Annotated in this window: 24 protein-coding genes; 13 read left to right on the top strand and 11 right to left on the bottom strand. The window is 65.4% G+C overall.

Translation table 11 applies throughout. From position 1 onward, the window contains the following. Positions 1–143 precede the first annotated feature (143 nt). Entirely contained in the window at positions 144–551 is a 408-nt protein-coding gene (locus ABZD10_RS04775; protein ID WP_372884969.1) for a hypothetical protein, read from the bottom strand. A 9-nt stretch (positions 552–560) separates the two neighbouring features. Continuing rightward, positions 561–1,763 (bottom strand): pyridoxal phosphate-dependent aminotransferase, encoded by a 1,203-nt coding sequence (locus ABZD10_RS04770; protein ID WP_372884967.1) that lies wholly within the window; start codon positions 1,761–1,763, stop codon positions 561–563. Positions 1,764–1,848: 85 nt separating this feature from the next. On the opposite strand from ABZD10_RS04770, the gene ABZD10_RS04765 reads away from it, so the two are divergent. The 3 genes from ABZD10_RS04765 (at position 1,849) to ABZD10_RS04755 (ending at position 3,270) form a co-directional block, all read left to right on the top strand. Continuing rightward, complete coding sequence (locus tag ABZD10_RS04765; RefSeq protein ID WP_372884965.1) at positions 1,849–2,268, top strand: helix-turn-helix domain-containing protein; 420 nt, start codon at positions 1,849–1,851, stop codon at positions 2,266–2,268. Further along, positions 2,268–2,531: a succinate dehydrogenase assembly factor 2 gene (locus tag ABZD10_RS04760; RefSeq protein WP_372884964.1), complete on the top strand. Its 264-nt coding sequence runs from the start codon at positions 2,268–2,270 to the stop codon at positions 2,529–2,531. Before ABZD10_RS04765 ends, ABZD10_RS04760 begins: the two co-directional genes overlap by 1 nt. A gap of 241 nt (positions 2,532–2,772) precedes the next feature. Beyond that, positions 2,773–3,270 (top strand): MarR family winged helix-turn-helix transcriptional regulator, encoded by a 498-nt coding sequence (locus ABZD10_RS04755; RefSeq protein ID WP_372884963.1) that lies wholly within the window; start codon positions 2,773–2,775, stop codon positions 3,268–3,270. Between the two features lie 132 nt (positions 3,271–3,402). Here ABZD10_RS04755 and ABZD10_RS04750 read toward each other — a convergent pair whose 3' ends face one another. After that, positions 3,403–3,831 carry a VOC family protein gene (locus ABZD10_RS04750; protein ID WP_372884961.1) on the bottom strand — a complete coding sequence of 143 codons (429 nt, stop codon included), beginning with the start codon at positions 3,829–3,831 and terminating at the stop codon, positions 3,403–3,405. A gap of 134 nt (positions 3,832–3,965) precedes the next feature. Here ABZD10_RS04750 and ABZD10_RS04745 point away from each other — a divergent pair, with 134 nt between their 5' ends. Both ABZD10_RS04745 and ABZD10_RS04740 read left to right on the top strand, forming a co-directional pair. Next, positions 3,966–4,799 carry a thymidylate synthase gene (locus ABZD10_RS04745; RefSeq protein ID WP_372884960.1) on the top strand — a complete coding sequence of 278 codons (834 nt, stop codon included), beginning with the start codon at positions 3,966–3,968 and terminating at the stop codon, positions 4,797–4,799. Between the two features lie 3 nt (positions 4,800–4,802). Further along, on the top strand, positions 4,803–5,288 hold the full coding sequence (locus tag ABZD10_RS04740) for a dihydrofolate reductase (protein WP_372884958.1): 486 nt from the start codon (positions 4,803–4,805) through the stop codon (positions 5,286–5,288). An 87-nt stretch (positions 5,289–5,375) separates the two neighbouring features. Here ABZD10_RS04740 and ABZD10_RS04735 read toward each other — a convergent pair whose 3' ends face one another. After that, positions 5,376–6,146 (bottom strand): 3-keto-5-aminohexanoate cleavage protein, encoded by a 771-nt coding sequence (locus tag ABZD10_RS04735; RefSeq protein WP_372884956.1) that lies wholly within the window; start codon positions 6,144–6,146, stop codon positions 5,376–5,378. A gap of 132 nt (positions 6,147–6,278) precedes the next feature. On the opposite strand from ABZD10_RS04735, the gene ABZD10_RS04730 reads away from it, so the two are divergent. After that, positions 6,279–6,593 carry a hypothetical protein gene (locus ABZD10_RS04730; RefSeq protein WP_372884955.1) on the top strand — a complete coding sequence of 105 codons (315 nt, stop codon included), beginning with the start codon at positions 6,279–6,281 and terminating at the stop codon, positions 6,591–6,593. Positions 6,594–6,682: 89 nt separating this feature from the next. Here the strand turns inward: ABZD10_RS04730 and ABZD10_RS04725 are convergent, their stop codons facing one another. After that, positions 6,683–6,889, bottom strand: a complete 207-nt coding sequence (locus tag ABZD10_RS04725) for a cold-shock protein (protein ID WP_372884954.1) — start codon at positions 6,887–6,889, stop codon at positions 6,683–6,685. A 199-nt stretch (positions 6,890–7,088) separates the two neighbouring features. On the opposite strand from ABZD10_RS04725, the gene ABZD10_RS04720 reads away from it, so the two are divergent. Both ABZD10_RS04720 and ABZD10_RS04715 read left to right on the top strand, forming a co-directional pair. Then, positions 7,089–7,418: an ArsC/Spx/MgsR family protein gene (locus ABZD10_RS04720; RefSeq protein ID WP_372884953.1), complete on the top strand. Its 330-nt coding sequence runs from the start codon at positions 7,089–7,091 to the stop codon at positions 7,416–7,418. A 29-nt stretch (positions 7,419–7,447) separates the two neighbouring features. Beyond that, positions 7,448–7,816: a hypothetical protein gene (locus ABZD10_RS04715; RefSeq protein ID WP_372884952.1), complete on the top strand. Its 369-nt coding sequence runs from the start codon at positions 7,448–7,450 to the stop codon at positions 7,814–7,816. On the opposite strand, the gene ABZD10_RS04710 is transcribed toward ABZD10_RS04715, so the two are convergent. From ABZD10_RS04710 to thrS, 5 genes are all read right to left on the bottom strand, one after another. Continuing rightward, on the bottom strand, positions 7,805–8,359 hold the full coding sequence (locus tag ABZD10_RS04710; RefSeq protein ID WP_372884951.1) for a hypothetical protein: 555 nt from the start codon (positions 8,357–8,359) through the stop codon (positions 7,805–7,807). The two genes, ABZD10_RS04715 and ABZD10_RS04710, sit on opposite strands and share 12 nt — an antisense overlap. A gap of 9 nt (positions 8,360–8,368) precedes the next feature. Further along, a complete protein-coding gene (locus ABZD10_RS04705) occupies positions 8,369–9,118 on the bottom strand; it encodes a putative DNA-binding domain-containing protein (protein ID WP_372884950.1) in 750 nt (249 codons plus the stop codon). Then, a complete protein-coding gene (locus ABZD10_RS04700; RefSeq protein WP_372884949.1) occupies positions 9,115–9,969 on the bottom strand; it encodes a DUF692 family multinuclear iron-containing protein in 855 nt (284 codons plus the stop codon). Before ABZD10_RS04700 ends, ABZD10_RS04705 begins: the two co-directional genes overlap by 4 nt. Before the next feature lie 145 nt (positions 9,970–10,114). Next, a complete protein-coding gene (locus ABZD10_RS04695; RefSeq protein ID WP_372884948.1) occupies positions 10,115–10,420 on the bottom strand; it encodes a DUF2282 domain-containing protein in 306 nt (101 codons plus the stop codon). 231 nt (positions 10,421–10,651) lie between these two features. Then, positions 10,652–12,601 carry a threonine--tRNA ligase gene (gene thrS / locus ABZD10_RS04690; RefSeq protein WP_372884947.1) on the bottom strand — a complete coding sequence of 650 codons (1,950 nt, stop codon included), beginning with the start codon at positions 12,599–12,601 and terminating at the stop codon, positions 10,652–10,654. A 156-nt stretch (positions 12,602–12,757) separates the two neighbouring features. On the opposite strand from thrS, the gene ABZD10_RS04685 reads away from it, so the two are divergent. The 3 genes from ABZD10_RS04685 (at position 12,758) to ABZD10_RS04675 (ending at position 14,908) form a co-directional block, all read left to right on the top strand. After that, a complete protein-coding gene (locus ABZD10_RS04685) occupies positions 12,758–13,516 on the top strand; it encodes an alpha/beta hydrolase (protein ID WP_372884946.1) in 759 nt (252 codons plus the stop codon). A 100-nt stretch (positions 13,517–13,616) separates the two neighbouring features. Next, complete coding sequence (locus ABZD10_RS04680; protein WP_372884945.1) at positions 13,617–14,054, top strand: VOC family protein; 438 nt, start codon at positions 13,617–13,619, stop codon at positions 14,052–14,054. A gap of 155 nt (positions 14,055–14,209) precedes the next feature. Continuing rightward, complete coding sequence (locus tag ABZD10_RS04675; protein ID WP_372884944.1) at positions 14,210–14,908, top strand: alpha/beta fold hydrolase; 699 nt, start codon at positions 14,210–14,212, stop codon at positions 14,906–14,908. Positions 14,909–14,982: 74 nt separating this feature from the next. On the opposite strand, the gene phaZ is transcribed toward ABZD10_RS04675, so the two are convergent. Beyond that, positions 14,983–16,407 carry a polyhydroxyalkanoate depolymerase gene (phaZ, locus tag ABZD10_RS04670; protein ID WP_372884943.1) on the bottom strand — a complete coding sequence of 475 codons (1,425 nt, stop codon included), beginning with the start codon at positions 16,405–16,407 and terminating at the stop codon, positions 14,983–14,985. Between the two features lie 105 nt (positions 16,408–16,512). Between phaZ and ABZD10_RS04665 the strand changes: the two genes are divergently transcribed. Then, positions 16,513–18,306, top strand: coding sequence for a PHA/PHB synthase family protein (locus tag ABZD10_RS04665; protein WP_372884942.1), 1,794 nt, complete (start codon positions 16,513–16,515; stop codon positions 18,304–18,306). A 130-nt stretch (positions 18,307–18,436) separates the two neighbouring features. Then, on the top strand, positions 18,437–18,874 hold a 438-nt coding region (locus tag ABZD10_RS04660), incomplete at its 3' end, for a phasin family protein (RefSeq protein WP_372884941.1).

Raw genomic sequence — 18,874 nt, 5'->3', positions numbered from 1 at the left:
TCTGGCTACGCGCAATTGAGTCCACGCCCTAGGCGCCGGCCTCGGCTGCGCCCCGCGCCCGCCTCATTCTCTTGCCGGAAATATCCCGGGGGTCCGGGGGAGACCCCCGGTTGCGCGCCCCCGGTTCCACCCCCGACCGCCGCTCAGTCGCGCTCGCGCATCAGCCGCTCGGCCTTCTTGCGCACCAGCACCGAGCGCAGGTCGTGCATCGCCAGCAGCAGCGCGTCGGTGACTTCGTCCAACTGCGCCTCGCTGGCCTTGCCCTGGGCCCAGTGGGTGGTCAGGTTGAGATAGTCCACCGCCCGGTGGATGTCGTCGATGTCGCGCGCCGCCAGGGTCTCGCTGCGCGCCCGCATCCAGTCGCCGATCGCCGCCAGGTCCTCCTGCGACAGGATCCGGTCGCCATGCGGCTTGATCTCGCCCTTGCGGATGTTGACCACCGCGATCTGGTCCATGTCGATGCGCCGCTGGCGGTTCTCGGTATCGACCCGGAACACGAAGGCGCCGTTCTCGCGCACCCGGAAATAATAGTCGGGCAGTTCGCTCGCCATCACGTCCCCTCAGCTCAGCGACGCGCAGAAGTCCCGGATCCGCCGGCAGGCGGTCTCCAGCGCCGCGTCCGACGTAGCGTAGCTGACCCGGAAGTTCGGCGAAAGCCCAAAGGCGGCGCCGAAGACCACCGCCACATCGGCCTCTTCCAGCAGCGCCGTGGCAAAGGCCTCGTCGCTGTCGATCAGCCTGCCCCCGGGGCTGGTCTTGCCGATCAGCCCGGCGATCGAGGGATAGACATAAAAGGCCCCGTCGGGCACCGGGCAGGTGATGCCCTCGATCTGCGACAGCATCTTCACCACAAGGTCGCGGCGGCGGCGAAACACCTCGTTGTTGGCGGGCAGGAAATCCTGCGGCCCGTTCAGCGCCTCGACGGCGGCCCACTGGCTGACCGAACAGGGGTTCGAGGTCGATTGCGACTGGATCTTGCGCATCGCCGCGATCAGCTCGACCGGCCCCGCCGCGTAACCGATGCGCCAGCCGGTCATGGCATAGGCTTTCGAGACCCCGTTGCAGGTCAGCGTGCGCGCATAGAGCGCCGGCTCGACCTCGGCCGGGGTGCAGAACTTGAAATCGCCATAGGCGAGGTGCTCGTACATGTCGTCGGTCATCACCCAGACATGCGGGTGACGCAGCAGCACATCGGTCAGCGCCTTCAGCTCGTCGCGGTTATAGCCGGCGCCGGTGGGGTTCGAGGGCGAGTTGAAGATCAGCCACTTGGTCTTCGGGGTGATCGCCGCCTCGAGCTGATCGGCGGTCAGCTTGAAATCGTTTTCCAGGCTGGCGGCGGCAATCACCGGCGTGCCCCCCGCCAGCAGCACCATATCCGGATAGGAGACCCAGTAGGGCGCCGGAATCACCACCTCGTCGCCGGGGTTCAGCGTCGCCATCAGCGCGTTGTAGAGAATCTGTTTGCCGCCGGTGCCGACGCTGACCTGGGCGGGGGTGTAATCCAGCCCGTTGTCGCGTCTGAGCTTGGCGCAGATCGCCGCCTTCAGCTCGGGGATGCCGTCGACGGCGGTATATTTGGTCTTGCCGGCGGCGATCGCCGCCACCGCCGCCTCCTTGATGTTCTGCGGCGTGTCGAAATCCGGCTCGCCGGCACCGAGGCCGATCACGTCGCGCCCCGCCGCGCGCAGTTCGGCCGCCTTTGCGGTGACCGCGATCGTCGGCGAAGGTTTGACGCGGGAAAGTGTCGCGGACAGGAAAGACATGACAGGCCTCGTTTGTATTCAATGCGCCCATGTCTTAGGGTGCGCCCTGCACCCGATCAAGCGGGAAGGCAAAGGAGGCAGCGAAATGGCCGAAGAATTAAGCGAACAGGAATACCACGACTACTGGTACGGCGAAGATGTCGCCACTTTCGGCGACCGGCTGGCGGCGGCGCGCCAGTACGCCGGGCTGGAACAGACGGAATTCGCCCGCCGCCTCGGGGTCAAGAATGCCACCGCGCGCGGCTGGGAAGACGATCTCAACGAGCCGCGGGCCAACAAGTTGCAGATGATGGCCGGGCTGCTCAACGTCTCGGTCGGCTGGCTGCTGACCGGCGAGGGAGAAGGCATCACCGCCGCGCCGGGCGAGGAGCCGGGGCAGGCGTCGGATCTCGCGGTGCTGCTGGTCGAGATCCGCGATATCAAGAGCAAGATGAAAAGCAACCTCGATCAGCTGGCGCGGCTGGAAAAGAAGCTGCGCCTGGCGGTCAACGAAAGTGCCGAATGATGAGCGAAACCCGTGAAGACCGACTGAAACGCATGAAGATGCGCTCGATGCGCCGTGGCATCAAGGAGATGGACATCATCCTCGAACGCTATGCCGACGACAATCTCGCGACCATGGATGGGCCGACGCTCGATCTCTATGACGCGCTGTTGCACGAGAACGACCAGGATCTCTATCAGTGGGTGACCGGCCAGGTCGCCGCGCCCGAGCGTTTCGCGGCGCTGATCGGCGATATTTCCCGCGCCATCAGCGGCGCCGACTGAGGCGCGCATCCCCCGCCGCACCTGCGCCGCGCCCCCGGGATGCCCTCGGGCGGCCGGGTCGGTGTCGGGGCGGCGGTGTGGGCGGCGGTGCGGGGCCAGAGCAGAGCCAGAACAGGGCCGGTGCCGGTCGCTGCGGCGCGTCGCAAAAGCGGCGAAATTCCGGTCAGTCGCAACCAATTTAACCGAATGTTCGGGTTTTACCCCCAGTTTCCGATAGGGTATAGACTGTCGGAGACCATTCATGAGCATTCACGCACCCATCGCAGGCAAGGCCGACGCGGGCTTCATGACATCCTATCTCGATGCGCTGGCGCTGGTCGAACGGCTGCATCGCCTGCTGCTCGACGTGATCAAGGATGAATTCGAGCGGGTCGGCGTGCTCGAGATCAATGCCGTGCAGGCGCTGTTGCTGTTCAATATCGGCGACAACGAGGTGACGGCGGGCGAATTGAAGACGCGCGGCTACTATCAGGGCAGCAACGTCAGCTACAACCTCAAGAAACTGGTCGAGATGGGCTATATGCACCATCAGCGCTGCGAGATCGACCGCCGTTCGGTGCGGGTGCGCCTGACCCCCAAGGGGCGCGAGATCCGCGACGTGGTGGCGGCGCTCTTTGCCCGCCACGCCGAGGGCTTGCAGACGCGCGGGGTGCTGGGGGCCGATGGTATCGACGGCATCACCTTTGCGCTGCGCCGCATGGAACGCTACTGGGCCGACCAGATCCGCTATATCTACTGAGCCCGCATCGGCCGGCCGCGCCCCGACCCGGGCCCCGACCCGCGCCCGGATACGGGGGCGCCGCCACCGCTGGGCCATCGAGATCCCGGCGAGTTCCCGGCGCGCGGCGCGCCCGGTGCCCCTTGCGCGCCCTTACCAGTGGCCGGTATTGCCCATGCTCGCCCAGGGTTCGGCCGGCGCCAGCGCGGCGCCTGCCTGCAACAGCTCGATCGAGATATTGTCGGGCGAGCGCACGAAGGCCATGCGCCCGTCGCGCGGCGGGCGGTTGATGGTGACGCCATTTGCCATCAGGTGGCGGCAGGTCTCGTAGATGTCGTCGACGGCATAGGCGAGATGGCCGAAATGGCGCGAGTCGCCGGGCAGCCCGGCATCGCCGTCCCAGTTGTAGGTCAGCTCGACCGGGCAGTCCTCCTGTCCCTCGGGGGCCATGAACACCAGGGTGAAACGCCCCTGTTCACTGTCCACCCGCCGGGTCTCGCGCAGCCCCAGCAGGGCATAGAAGGCGATGGATTTCTCGAGATCGGCCACCCGGACCATGGTGTGAAGGTATTTCAATGGCATGCTGTCGTTCCCCGGTTTTCGCTGCCACGATCAAATCATTGCCGGCGCGCCCTTTCCAGTCCAAAGCGCGCTTGGCCTGACGCCGCGAAGCGATTAAGACTGGGGCGAGCATCCCACCCCGAGAGGAGAGGCACGTGCAGCAATATCACGACCAGTTGCGGGTCATTCTCGAGCAGGGCCAGCCCTCGAGCGATCGCACCGGCACCGGCACGCTGTCGCATTTCGGCCTGCAGGCGCGCTATCCCCTGGCCGAGGGCTTCCCGCTGGTGACCACCAAGAAGCTGCACCTGCGCTCGATCATCCACGAGCTGCTGTGGTTTCTCTCGGGCGAGACCAATATCGGCTATCTGAAGGAAAACGGGGTCTCGATCTGGGACGAATGGGCCGACGAGAACGGCGATCTGGGGCCGGTTTACGGCCATCAGTGGCGGCATTTCCCGCGCCTCGTGCCCGCCGGGCAGGACGGCGCCGGGCAGCCGCTGTTCCATGCCGGCGAGGTGGACCAGATCGCCGATCTGGTCCAGATGATCCGCACCAGCCCCGACAGCCGCCGGCTGATCGTCTCGGCCTGGAACCCGGCCGACGTGCCCGAGATGGCGCTGCCGCCCTGCCACACGCTGTGGCAGGTGCGCATCATCGGCGGCAGGATGCACCTCCAGCTTTACCAGCGTTCGGCCGACATGTTCCTCGGGGTGCCCTTCAACATCGCCTCCTACGCGCTGCTGCTGATGATGCTGGCCCATGTCACCGGCTACGAAGCCGGCGATTTCGTGCATACGATCGGCGATGGCCATATCTATTCCAACCACATGGAGCAGGTGCGCACCCAGCTGGCGCGCCGCCCCAAGCCGCTGCCGCGGCTGCGCATCACGCGGCAGGTCGGCTCTTTGTTCGATTTCAGATACGAGGATTTCGAAGTGCTGGACTATGATCCCGACCCGTCGATCGCCGCCCCGGTGGCGGTCTGAGCGATGATTTCCCTGATCGTCGCCCGCGCCCGCAACGGTGCCATCGGCCGCGGCAACACCATTCCCTGGCATGCGCCCGAAGACCTGCGCTTCTTTCAGCGCGAAACCAGCGGCGCGGCGGTCATCATGGGCCGCAACACCTGGGACAGCCTGCCGTTCAAGCCCCTGAAAGGGCGGCTCAACCTTGTGGTCTCGTCGCGCGCCGGCATCGCCGAGACCGTCTGCGACAGCCTCGAGGCCGCGATCGCCGCCGCCCATGCCGCCGGGCATCGCCGCATCTATGGCATCGGCGGCTATCGCATCTATCGCGACCTGCTGCCGTTGGCGCATCGGCTGCTGGTGACCGAGGTCGACCTCGAGGTGCCCGACGCGGACACTTTCTTCCCCGAATTTGGCGCCGATGAATGGCGCCAGATCGGCCGCGCCCCGCTGCGCGCGGCGGCCCCGGCCTGCGTGGTGCATGAATACCTGCGCCGCGATCCCGGCTGATCCCATCTGATTTCCGGGGGGCGCGCCCCCTGGACCCCCGCGGATATTTCCGGCAAGAGAAAAGCAGGAGAAAAGCGGCGCCGCCGCCTAGGCCCTTGTTTTTGGGGCGTATCCGGCGGCGGCCAGAAACGCCGCGACGCTGGCGGCATTGTCGGCAAACAGGGTGCCGTCCGGCGCCCTGAGGTTGTTTTCAAAGCCGATCCTGACATCGCCGCCAAGCGCCAGGGCCTTCAGCAGGCAGGCCTGTTCCGCGCCGCCGAAGGCGCAGGCCGCCCAGCGCAGCGACTGGCCCTGCAAGAGCGACAGGAAACCTGCCAGATCGTCCGGGCGGCCGGGGATGGCCGGCGCGTATTGGCCGAGCACGCAGAGCACCTCGTTCTGGCCGGGGCGGATCACGCCGGCCCGGCGCCAGGCCGCCAGTTGGCGGATGCAGCCCGGCCCGTAGAGAATGTGCTGCACCCGGGTGCCGGCCTCGTCGCAAAGCGCATAGACCCGCGCCGCCAGGGCGGCATCGCGGGCCATTTCGCGCACCGAGATGCTGGCCGCCCCGGGGCGCAGCGCCGCGAGGCAGGCATGCTGCGCCGCGACATCATAGATCCCGGCGGCCTCGGTGGTGATCTGCACCGCCATCCCCGGCGCCAGTTCGCCGACCGCCGCCATGGCCTCGCGATAGCGCCCGGCGTCCAGCGAATGGCGCCCGGCGCCGTCGCGCACATGCAGGTGCAGCGCATCGGCCCCGGCGCGCTGGCAGGCCGCCGCCGTCGCCGCGGTCTCGGCGCTGGTCAGCGGCAGGGCGGGGTGGTCGCGGCGGCCCCTGCGGGCGCCGTTGGGGGCCACCGTCAGTTCGAAGCTTTTCATCTTCGCGGTCCTTTCCTGTGCCGCTTTGGCGCCTGAAACAGTCCATTTCCAACAGGGAAATTGACAGCGCCGCCGACCGGCCCCTATTTTCGGGGGCAATCATTTGTTTATTAAGCGAAAGAGTAGGGCGAGATGACGAAAGCGATTATCCTTCTGGCCGCGGCCCTGGGGTTGGGGGCGGGGCTGACCTCGGGGCTGGCGTCGCCGGCGGCGGCGCAGAGCTGGAGCAGCAACGCGCCCAATATCGGCCCCGTCAGCCAACCCGAGGGCATCCGCATCGAGGCCTATCCGGCGGCCGCCAACTACTGCCCGAACGGCTATCAGCCGGTGGTGGTCGGCGGCGTCATCTGCTGCGGCATTCCCAATGCCACCTACAGCGCGCCGGCGCCGGTGCGCAGCCGCTATCGCCCGGCCTATTGCCCCGCCGGCACCAAGGGCTGCGGCTGAGCGGGCTGCGGCTGAAACCTTCTGTGGCTGAAGCGGGCGCGGGCCGAAACGGGGGGCCGCCGCGATGGCGCGGGGCACCCCGGGCCACGTCAGACCGTCTTGAGATCGGTGGCCATCATCCGGCCATCGCGGCCCTCGGACAGCTCGTATTCCACCTTCTGATTGTCGGCCAGCCCGGTCAGCCCCGAGCGTTCGACCGCTGAAATATGCACGAAAACATCATTGCCGCCACCGTCGGGCGCAATGAACCCATACCCTTTCGACGTGTTGAACCATTTGACGGTACCACTTGGCATACCGCGTCTCCTTCTAATACTTGACTTGCCCCGGCCATAATCGAACCGCGACCACACCCGATCCCCCAAACCGCGCTCAAACGAATGTTGACATCAAATGCTGGGCGAAGGATTGCATGGCTTGGAGAAAAATCAAGTAAAACAAACCCGCAGCGGGGCGAAAACCTTGAGGCGAGCGAACAGGAAGGAGCAGCGACCGATGCAGCTATATGGTCTGAAAACCTGTGATACATGCCGCAAGGCACTGAAAGCGCTTGACAATGCCGTTCTGGTCGATGTCCGCGACCCGGGGGTGCCCGAGGCGGTCCTGGCTCGCGCGCTGGCGGAATTCGGCGCCGCGCTGGTCAATCGCCGCTCGACCACATGGCGGGGGCTGGACGCCGCCGGGCGCGAACGGCCACCGCTGGAACTGCTGCGCGCCCACCCGGCGCTGATGAAGCGGCCGCTGATCGAGGCCGGCGGCAGGCTGCATCTGGGATGGGGCCCCGAGGTGCAGGCGGCCCTTGGCGTCGGCGCCGACAGGGCTTAAGTGCCAGTGAGGCAAGCGAAGGAGGCACCATGCGCAACGCCGCTCTGACATTGGGAATCATCGCCGGCATCACCGGCATGGTGATCGGCTTCTTCAGCTGGGGCTATGCCGATCTCTCGGCCCGCTATGACGAGTTGGGCGAGATTTTCGGCGTGGTCGAGAACGTGCAGCTGGTCAAGGCCGGCGGCCTGCTGTCGCCGATGCTGGCCATCGCCGGCGGCGCCATGGCGCGGGCGCGGGCGCTCTGGGGCGGCATCCTCTTGCTCCTGTCGGCGCTGGGGATGTATTTCGCCTTTGGTTTCAATGTCTTCACCATGTTCCCGATCAGCTTTGCCGGGCTCGGCGGGGTGCTGGCGCTGGCTGCCGGCAAGCCGGACGAGCCAAAGTCACATTTCTGAGCCGAACCGCCGGGCCAGCAGGCGGTCGGCCGAAAACGGCCCGCCGCCCTTGACCACGATGACCAGCAGCAGCAGGACCCAGAGGCTGCGCTGATCGAGGATGGCGCTGCCTTCGAAACGGTCGAACCAGCCGCCGATGGTGGCGGCGTCGGCATGATGGCCGATGATGTCGGTCAGCGATTGCAGCAGGACAAAGCCGATCATGCCAAGCGCGGCGAGGCGCGAGGCCAGCCCCAGAACGATCAGCGCCGGCAGCAGGAACTCGGCCCATGTGCCGCCCAGCACCACCAGCCTGTGAAACACCGACAGCGCCGAGGTGTCGTAGCCTGCGGCCTCGAAGATCCGCGGCAGGATCTGCGCATAGGCGCCGGCCGAGGGCTGGAACAGCCCGGTGAGCCCCTCGCCAAGCTTGGTCAGGCCGGAATTCCAGTAATAGACCAGCAGCACGGCGGCAAACAGGATGCGGGCCAGCGTCGGCAGCATCCAATCCGCCCGCTCGAGTTTCGAGAAAAGGGAATTATGCAGGTGTATCAATTGGTTCATGGTCGTTCCTCAGGGGGTTGCAGAGGTGATGGCCCGGGTGTCCAGCAACAGGGTCAGGACCGCGCCAAGGTCGAATTCGGGGTGATGCTCAAGCGTCGCTGCCGCCGCTTCGCCCAGTCTCGCGCCCTTTTGCAGCGCGGCGACGAAGCCGCCGCCGCCGGCCGGCAACAGATGCGGCGCGGGGTCGAAACCGACCCGTGCCACCAGCACCTCCTGCGCCCCGGCCCGGGGTTTGGGCGCCCCGCCTTCATTATTGTAGATCCAGATCGCCAGCACCGGCCAGGGCGAGCGCACGAGCTGCAGCGAGGGTGCCAGCCCGAGGCGCAGCCGCTCCAGCTGTTGCGGCGTGAAGCGGCCGAGGGCATCGGCGGCCAGCGGCTGGTGATCGGCGGCGTGATAGGCGCGCCGCAGCGCCATCTCGAGCGCCGCGACATCGCCGAGATAGCCCAGATGCGCCAGCGGTTCGAAGCCGCGCAGAAAGGCCGGGAAGGCGGCGCCATAGATCATCAGCAGCGGGCTGTCGGGCGGTGAGCGGCGCAGGAAGACGCCGGCGACGGCCTTGAAGTTCTCCGGCCCCAGCAGCTTGGCGACGACTGGAAACCCCTCTGCCAGCGCCTCGGTCAGCGACACCGCGACATTGTTGCGATAGACGTCAAAGCGGCGCCCGGCCGGGCGGCCCGCGCCGTCCCGCAGCGCTTGGGGCGCGGGCTGGTCCGCGTCCAGCAGCGCGGCGCGGAATCCGGCCTCGGCGCTGCTCATGCCGGCACCCCGGCCAGGGCTCGGGCGGCGCGTGCCGCCTCGGCCTCGAGAACCGGCCAGTCGGGCACGTCATTGTCCCATTCGATCAGGACCGGGCGCGGGCCGCCGCGTTCCAGCACATGATCGAGAAGCGCCCAGACCGGGTCGTCCACCGGCTTGCCATGGCTGTCGATCAGCAGCGGCGCGCCATGGTCGTCGCGGTCCTCGTCATGGCCACCAAGATGAATTTCGCGCACCCGTTCCAGCGGGTAGGCATCGACATAGGCACGCGGGTCGAACCCGAGATTGGTCGCCGAGACAAAGACGTTGTTGACGTCCAGCAGCAGGTCGCAGCCGGTGCGCCGCGCCACCTCGCGCAGGAAATCGGGCTCGCTCCAGTCGCTTTCGGCAAAGGCCAGGTAGCTTGACGGGTTCTCCAGCAGCATCCGCCGCCCCAGCGCCTCCTGTAGCTCGTCGATATGGTCGGCCACCCGGGTCAGCGTGGCGCCGGTATAGGGCAGGGGCAGCAGGTCGTTGAGAAAGGCGCCGTCGTGGCTCGACCAGGCCAGGTGTTCGGAAAATACCGCCGGCTGCAGCCAGTCGAGCAGGTGGCGCAGCCGCGCCAGATGGGCCCGGTCCAACCGGCCTTCGCCGCCGATCGACAGGCCGACACCATGCACCGAGATCGGGAACCGTTCGGCCAGCAGGCGCAGCTGCGCCAAAGGCCGACCGCCGTCGCCCATGTAGTTCTCGGCGTGGATCTCCAGCCATTCGACGGCGCCCGCGTCGTCCATCAGCGCGGTGAAATGCTGCGGCTTGTAGCCGACACCGCTGCCTGCGGGCAGGGGTGCGATGGTGGGCGCGTCATACATGGCCGGGGGTCCTTTGCGGCAGAGGGGGGCAGGTCATTTGCGAATGGTTTGGGGGGCGGAGGCAGAGCGGGGCGGGCATCCCCGCCGCCGACCGCCCCCATGGTACCGGCGCCGGGGCGCGCCGATACCGGTTTCAGAGCGCCGATCAGGCCGGCAGGTCGCGCTCGAGCGCCTCCAGCGAGCCCTTGCGCATCGAGCCGTCGGCCTGCGCCGGCAGGTCGATTTCCAAGCAGGTGCCGGCATCGACCAGCGTCCAGGCATTGCCCTGGTAGTCGACGGTCGAGGTGCCGGCGCAGGTGGTGCCGGGGCCGGCGGCGCAATCGTTCTTGCCGGCCATCGCGACGCCATAGCATTTCTCCTTGGCTGCGGCATTGGCGGCGCTGTGGGTGGTCGCGGTCAGGGCGGCGGCGACGGCGCTGGCAACGGCGAGGGTTTTTACGGCTTTCGACATGATGTGATCTTCCTTGAATGGGTTTCGTTCCGGCCACTGCGCTGAGCGGCATGGCCAAACCCTAGGCCGCCGCAAGCCACACGGACCAATCACGGCGCCGTGTATCACGCGGCCGTCAGCGCAGGTGACGGGTCCGTGAAGATTCCAGCGCTGGAAGGGGGGGATTGTTTCGAAAACGAAACAGGCGCGCCCGGTTTCCCGGACGCGCCTGCAAGAATGTTGCAATCGATTTTACCCGAGGTCGGGCGGGGTCGCCTCGCGGGCCAGCTGGCTCACGATTTCGTCCAGGCTCTGGACTTGGCTCTGCTTCTCGCCCAGACGCCGGGTCGAGACGGTGCGCTCCTCGACCTCTTTCTTGCCGATGGCCAGGATCACCGGCACCTTGCCCACCGAATGTTCGCGGACCTTGTAGTTGATCTTCTCGTTGCGGATGTCGGCCTCGGCGCGCACGCCCGCCGCCTTCAGCGCCGCCACCACCTCATGCACGAAGTCGTCGGCGTCCGAGACGATCGAGGCCACCACCACCTGACGCGGCGCCAGCCAGAAGGGCAGCTTGCCGGCATGTTCCTCGATCAGGATGCCGATAAAGCGTTCGAACGAACCCAGCGTCGCGCGGTGCAGCATCACCGGGCGGTGCTTGGCGCCGTCCTCGCCGATGTAATTGGCGTCGAGCCGTTCGGGCAGCACGAAATCCACCTGCAGCGTGCCGCATTGCCAGTCGCGGCCGATGGCGTCGGTCAGCACGAATTCCAGCTTGGGCCCGTAGAACGCCCCCTCACCGGGGTTGAGCTCAAACTCGCAGCCCGCCGCCTTGGTCGCCGCCATCAGCGCCGCCTCGGATTTGTCCCAGACCTCGTCCGAGCCGGCGCGGGTCTCGGGGCGGTCCGAGAACTTGATCGAGAACTTCTCGAAACCGAGATCCTTGTAGATCGTCGACAGGAAGTCGATGAAGATCTTGGTCTCGTCCTCGATCTGCGCCTCGGTGCAGAAGATATGCGCGTCATCCTGGGTGAAGCCGCGCACCCGCATGATGCCGTGCAGCGCCCCCGAGGGCTCATAGCGGTTGCACGATCCGAACTCGGCCATGCGCAGCGGCAGGTCGCGATAGCTCTTCAGACCCCGGTTAAAGATCTGCACGTGGCAGGGGCAGTTCATCGGCTTCAGCGCGTTCACCGCCTTTTCGCGTGCGTGTTCCTCGTCGACTTCGACGATGAACATGTTCTCCTGGTACTTGTCCCAGTGGCCCGAGGCCTCCCACAGGCGGCGGTCGACCACCTGAGGCGTGTTGACCTCGACATAGCCGCCCCTGGCCTGCTGGCGGCGCATGTAATCCTGCAGCTGGGTGTAGATGGTCCAGCCGTTCGGGTGCCAGAAGATCTGGCCGGGGGCCTCTTCCTGCATGTGGAACAGGTCCATCTCCTTGCCCAGTTTGCGGTGGTCGCGCTTGGCGGCCTCTTCCAGCATATGCAGGTGTTTCTTAAGATCTTCCTTATTTTTGAAGGCGACCCCGTAGATGCGTTGCAGCATGGCGCGGTCGCTGTCGCCGCGCCAATAGGCGCCGGCCACGCTCATCAGCTTGAAGGCATCCGCCGGCACCTGTCCGGTATGTTGCAGATGCGGGCCACGGCACAGGTCCTGCCAGTGGCCGTGCCAATACATGCGCAAGGGCTCGTCGCCGGGAATGGCGTCGATCAGCTCGACCTTATAGGGCTCGTTGTTGGCCTCGTAATAGGCCACTGCCCGTTCACGTTCCCAGACTTCGGTGGTCACCGGATCGCGGCGGTTGATGATCTCTTTCATCTTCTTTTCGATGGCGCCAAGGTCTTCGGGGGTGAAGGGTTCGGCGCGGTCGAAATCGTAATACCAGCCGTTCTCGATCACCGGGCCGATGGTGACTTTCACGTCGGGCCAGATCTCCTGCACGGCGCGGGCCATGATATGGGCGCAGTCGTGGCGGATCAGCTCCAGCGCCTCGGCGTCGCTGTCTTTCAGCGTGTTGATGGCGATGTTGGCATCGCCGTGGATCGGCCATTGCAGATCCCAGTGCTGGCCGTCCAGCGTGGCTGAAATGGCCTTCTTGGCCAGCGAGTTGGAAATCGACGATGCGACCTCGGCGGCAGTTACACCAACGCTGTAAGAACGCGCGTTACCATCAGGAAATGTAAGGGAAATATCGGCCATCAGCCTCAAGCTCCTCGTCAGTTTGGCGCCCACGGAACGCCCGGTTGCGGGTATATGGTTCGGGCGTGTTTTGCGCCTTTGATGGGCCCAAGTCAAGCGCCCTTTCGCGGCCCCCGATTGGCGGGTAAGCTCGGCCCGAACAACCAAGAGGACGTCATGGCCGACACGCAGTTTTTCGACAGCCCGCAGGGCCGCCGCATCGCCTATCACAAGACCCAAGGCCGGGGGCCGACGGTGGTTTTTCTGGGCGGGCTGAAATCCGACATGGAGGGCACCAAGGCGCTGCATCTCGAGACCTGGGCACGGGCGCGCGGGCAGGGCTTTCTGCGCTTTGACTATTCCGGCCACGGCGAAAGCTCGGGGACTTTCGAAGAGGGCTGCATCGGCGATTGGCACCAGGATAGCCTGGCCGCGGTCGCGGCGCTGACCGAGGGGCCGCTGGTTCTGGTCGGCTCGTCGATGGGCGGCTGGCAGGCGCTGCTGCTGGCCCGCGCCATCCCCGACCGCGTCGCCGGCATGGTGACCATCGCCGCCGCCCCGGATTTCACCGAAGACGGCTACTGGGCCTCGTTCACCGAGGCGCAGAAGGCGGCGCTCGAGAGCGTCGGCCATGTCGAGCTGCCCTCGGATTACATGGAACCCTATGTCATCACCCGGCGCATGATCGAGGACGGGCGCCGCAATCTGGTGCTGCGCGGCGATCTGCGGTTCGATTTCCCGGTGCGCTTTCTTCAGGGCACCGCCGACACCGCGGTCAGCACCGAAACCGCGCTGCGCCTGCTCGAAACCGCGCAGGGCCCCGACATCCGCCTGACGCTGGTCAAGGATGCCGATCACAGGTTCTCGGATGACGATTGTCTTAACCTGATAGAAAGAAGTGTTAACAAGGTTATTTCGCGTGCGAAACTTTCATAAAGCAGACATTTGGCCGATTTTCGAGGCGGGTCGGCGCAGCGGCATGGCAGCCGCCCGCCACGCCGCGCCGCTCGCCGCCCGTTAACGGAGGATCCCGACAATGGAACAACGCATCAGCCTCATCACTCTCGCCGTGACCGATCTCGAGCGCGCGGCAGGGTTCTACGAGGCCCTTGGTTGGGCGCGCTGCGACGGGCCCGACGGCATCATCGCCTTCGATCTCATCGGCCAGACCCTCGGCCTGTATCCGCGCCAGTCGCTGGCCGATGATCTCGGCATTCCGGCCGAGGCCATCGGCGGGTTTTCCGGCATCACCCTGGCCCACAACCTGCGCCAAAGGGATGAGGTGGCAGCGCTGATGGCGCGCGCCGAGGCGGCCGGGGCGCGGATGCTGAAACCGGCGCAGGAGGTGTTCTGGGGCGGCGTCAATGGCTATTTTGCCGATCCCGACGGCCATGTCTGGGAGATCGCCTGGAACCCGCATGCGCCACTTTCGGAAAGCGGCGCCTTCCGCTGGCATGGCTTTGACGCCGACTGAGTCCGACTGAGTCCGACCGAGTCAGGCGGCGTCCGGCGCGACCTGTCTTGGCCCTGTCTGTGCCTGTCCCGATCTGGCGCGGCTTGACCTGACGCGGCTTTTTGCCAAACTGCGGCAGCGGCGCGCAGAGGCCGCGTCGGCAAGGAAGCTCGAGCATGCTGGAACCGCTGGTCCTGTTACCGGGAATGATGTGCGATGCGCGCCTGTTCGGGCCGCAGATCGCCGAACTCTCATCCGAGGGGCCGATCACCGTGGCCCCGATCACCCATGGCGAGCGTATCGACGACATCGCCTGCGACCTGCTCGACCTGTTGCCGGCGCGCTTTGCCCTTGCCGGGCTCAGCATGGGCGGGATCGTCGCCATGGAGGTGCTGCGCCGGGCCCCCGACCGGGTGACGCGGCTGGCGCTGATGGACACCAACCCGCTGGCCGAGACCCCGCAAAGCGCCGCCGGCTACGAGCCGATGATCGTCGCCGCCCGCGCCGGGCGGCTTGGCGACGTGCTGGCCGATTTCATGCGCCCGGAATATCTGGCGCCGGGGCCGCAGCGCGGCGAGGTGCTGGCGCTGATGCGTGAGATGGGGCTCTATCTCGGGGCCGAGACCTTCGTGCGCCAGGTGCGGGCGCTGCAACGCCGACGCGACCAGCAGGATACGCTGCGCCGCTGCAAGGTGCCGACTTTGGTTCTCTACGGCGCCCATGACGGGCTGACCCCGGTGCGCCGCCACAGTTTCATGGCCGAGCTGATCCCCGACGCGCGGCTGGAAATCATCGAGGATGCCGGGCATCTGCCGACGCTGGAAAACCCCGCCGCGACCACGGCCGCGCTGCGGCGCTGGCTGACCGGCGGCTGACCCCCGGCGATTGGCCAAAGAAAAGGGGCCGCGCAGATTGCGCGACCCCGAAGCCTTTGACGGCGCAGCGACGCTCAGGCGGCGCTGTTGCGGTTGGCCGGTTTTTCCGCCGGTTTGGCCTTGGACGCCTCGACCTTGGGGGCTTCGGCCTTGGCCGCCTCGACCTTGGCCTTGGGGGTCTCGGCCTTGGCCGCCTCGACCTCGACCTTGGGGGTCTCGGCCTTGGCCTTCGTGGTCTCGACCTTGGCCTCCTCGGCGTTCTTGGCGGGGCCGGCATTGGCGTCGATGAACTCCAGCACCAGCGGGCGGATGTTGTTGCGCCAGCTCTTGCCGGCGAAAATGCCGTAGTGGCCGGCGTCGGGCTCGACATAGCTGGCCTTCTTGCTGTCTGGCAGGCCGGTGCACATGTCCAGCGCCGCCACGCATTGGCCCGGCGCGGTGATGTCGTCCTTGCCGCCCTCGACGGTCTTCACCGCCACCGTGGTGATCTTGCCGATGTCGACCTTGCGGCCGGCGACGACGAATTCGTTGTTGGCGATCTCGCCGTTCTTGAAGATCCGCTCGACCGTCGACAGGTAGAACTCGGCCGGCATGTCCATCACCGCGAGGTATTCGTCGTAGAAACGGTTGTGGGCGTCGTGGTCCGAGGCCTCGCCGCGCACCACCCGCATGATCTGGTCGCGGAAGGCCTGGCTGTGGCGGTCGCCGTTCATCGACATGAAGGAGGCCAGCTGCAACAGGCCCGGATAGACCATGCGGCCGACGCCGGGGTATTTGAAGCCGACGCGCTGGATCATCATCTCTTCGAGCTGGCCCATGGTGACGCGGTGGCCGAAATCGGTGACGTCGGTGGCGGCGGCATTGGGATCAATCGGCCCGCCGATCAGGGTCAGCGAGCGCGGCTGCGCCTCGGGGTCTTCCTCGGCCAGATAGGCGGTGGCCGCCAGGGTCAGCGGCGCCGGCTGGCAGACCGCGATGACATGGGTGTCGGGGCCCAGCTCTTTCAGGAAGTCGACCAGATAGAGCGTGTAATCCTCGATGTCGAACTTGCCCTCGGACACCGGAATGTCACGCGCGTTGTGCCAATCGGTGATGTAGACTTCACAATTGACCAGCAGGCTCTTTACCGTCGAACGCAGGAGCGTGGCATAGTGACCCGACATCGGAGCGACCAGAAGGATCTTGCGCGGCTGGGTCTCGCGCCCGGCGACGTTGAAGTGGATCAGATCGCCAAAGGGGCGTTCGACCACGGTCTCGATATTGACCAGATGGTCCTTGCCGTCTTCGCAGGTGAAGGTGCGGATGCCCCAGCCCGGCTTGACCACCATGCGCTGGAAGGTGCGCTCGGTCACTTCGCCCCAGGCGGCCATCCATTGCAGCATCGGGTTGGGCATCCAGGCGAAAACCGGGTAGGATGCCATGGCGAGCGCCGAGGCGCCCATCCACTGATTGGTATTGCGGATCGATTCCATCCAGTCGTACGTGGCCATGTAGCGCATTGGCGTCTCCAGTCTGGTCCGCTATGCAGGACCTCGATTTCAGTTGCCCCGTTAAATGGGCGTCAATATGCTGCTTCGCAGCGAGAATAGGGCCGAATTTTTAATATGACAACCGAAGACAATGCCGCAGGGGCCAACCTGGAGAAACTCAACGAGAATCTTTCGCGTGTCGAAGAGCTGTCGACGCGCCTTGTCGAGGTTATGGCACGCCACAAGCCGATGCGGCGCGAATTGAACGCGCCGGACGAAGACGTCTTTGTCAATGCCGCCAATGCCTATTTGCAGTCGATGATGCAGAACCCGGCGCGGGTGCTGGAGCACCAGCTGGAATACTGGACCAAATCGGTGACCCATTTCGTCGATGCTCAGAACATGCTGATGCACGGCAAGCTCGAGGCGGCGCCGGACCAGACCCCCTCGGACCGCCGGTTTTCGAACCCGCTGTGGCAGACGCACCCCTATTTCAACTTTCTCAAGCAGCAGTACATGCGCAATGCCGAGGCGATCCGCCAGGCGGTGCGGGATGCCGAGGGGCTGGAAAGCAAGGACCGGCAGCGGCTGGAGTATTTCTCGCAGCAGATCATCGACATGATGGCGCCGACCAATTTCCTTGGCACCAACCCCGACGTGCTGGAGAAGGCGATCGAGACCGAGGGCGCTTCGTTGGTCAAGGGGCTGGAGAACCTGATCGCCGACCTCGAGGCCAACAACGGCGAGCTGATCGTGCGGCTGTCGGATGAAGAGGCCTTCGAGATCGGCCGCAACATCGCCACCACGCCGGGCAAGGTGGTTTATCGCAACCGCATGTTCGAGCTGCTGCAATACAGCCCGACCACCGAAACCGTGCACGAGACGCCGCTGATCATCTTCCCGCCCTGGATCAACAAATATTACATCCTTGATCTCAAGGAGCAGAACAGCCTGATCAAATGGGCCGTCGACCAGGGCTATACGGTGTTCATCGTCAGCTGGGTCAACCCCGACCGGTCCTATGCCGAGGTCGGCATGGAGGACTATATCGAGGACGGCTTCCTGACCGCGATCTCCGAGGTCAAGAAACTGACCCAGCAGAAACAGGTCAATGCGGTCGGCTATTGCATCGCCGGCACCACGCTGCACCTGACGCTGGCGCTGCTGAAGAAACGCGGCGACACATCGGTGAAATCGGCGACCTTCTTCACCGCGCTGACCGATTTCAGCGACCAGGGCGAGTTCACCCCCTTCCTTCAGGATGATTTCATCGACGGCATCGACAAGGAGGTCGAATCCGAGGGGCTGCTGCGCTCGTTCATCATGCAGCGCACCTTTTCCTTCCTGCGCTCGAACGATCTGGTCTATGGCCCGGCGATCAAGAGCTACATGATGGGCGAGACCCCGCCGGCCTTTGACCTGCTCTACTGGAACGGCGACGGCTCGGGTCTGCCGGGCAAGATGGCGCATCAGTACCTGCGCCAGCTGTGCCAGGGCAACGAATTCGTCAATGACGGGATCGAACTCTGCGGCGAGCGGCTGCATATTTCCGACGTCACCGTGCCCTTGTGCTCGGTCACCTGCGAAACCGACCACATCGCGCGCTGGAAGGATTGCTACAGGGGCTTTCAGCAGACCAAGAGCCGCTCAAAGACCTTCATCGTCTCGGAGTCGGGGCATATCGCCGGCATCGTCAACCCGCCGTCGAAAAAGAAATACGGCCATTACGTCAATGCCGACGTCAAGCTTGACGCTGATGACTGGATGCAGGGGGCGACCTTTGTCGAGGGATCGTGGTGGCCGCGCTGGGACGAATGGCTGAGCAGCCGGTCCGGCAAGCAGGTTCCGGCCCGCGAACCGGGTGATTCGGAGCATCCCGTGCTTGAAGAGGCCCCCGGATCCTATGTGAAAACCATCGCAACACGTTGATTTTAAACGAAATCATTATTTTATTCTGCGATGCAGCATTTTTTTCTTGAAATGCTGCATCGCAGAAAGCATATTGTTTGCAGACGCAGAAAGCCGGGGCGACCCGCAAACATTTGAAGGACCAGTTCCCATGACCAAGACCCAAGACCTGAACACCATTCTGAAAGACATGATGGGCGCATTCCCGGTTGACACCGCCGCTCTGGAAGACGCTTTCAAAAGCACCGCCTCGCTGAACGAAAAGCTGGCCGGTGTGGCCCTCGACGCGGCCGAGAAATCCTCGGAAATCTCGTCGAAATGGACCAAAGACACCCTGAGCAAACTGTCGGAGATGTCGAAAGCCAAAGCCGAGCCGGCCGACTACGCCAAGGCTCTGACCGACTTCGCATCGGCCCAGGCCGAAGTTGCCGCCGAGAACATGGCCGCATTCGCTGAAGTCGCGAAAAAGGTTCAGACCGAAACCGTCGAGCTGATGATGGCTGCCGGCAAGGTCGTCTCCAAAATGGAGCTGACCGAGAGCCTCTACGAGCAGGACTTCGAGCGCGACAGCAACGTGATCGAGGTCTTC

Origin of the sequence: Shimia sp. (assembly GCF_041624275.1) — a bacterium.
Classification (GTDB): domain Bacteria; phylum Pseudomonadota; class Alphaproteobacteria; order Rhodobacterales; family Rhodobacteraceae; genus Shimia.
Note: the sequence above shows the minus strand (reverse complement) of the source record. Positions and strands in the feature narration are given on the sequence as shown.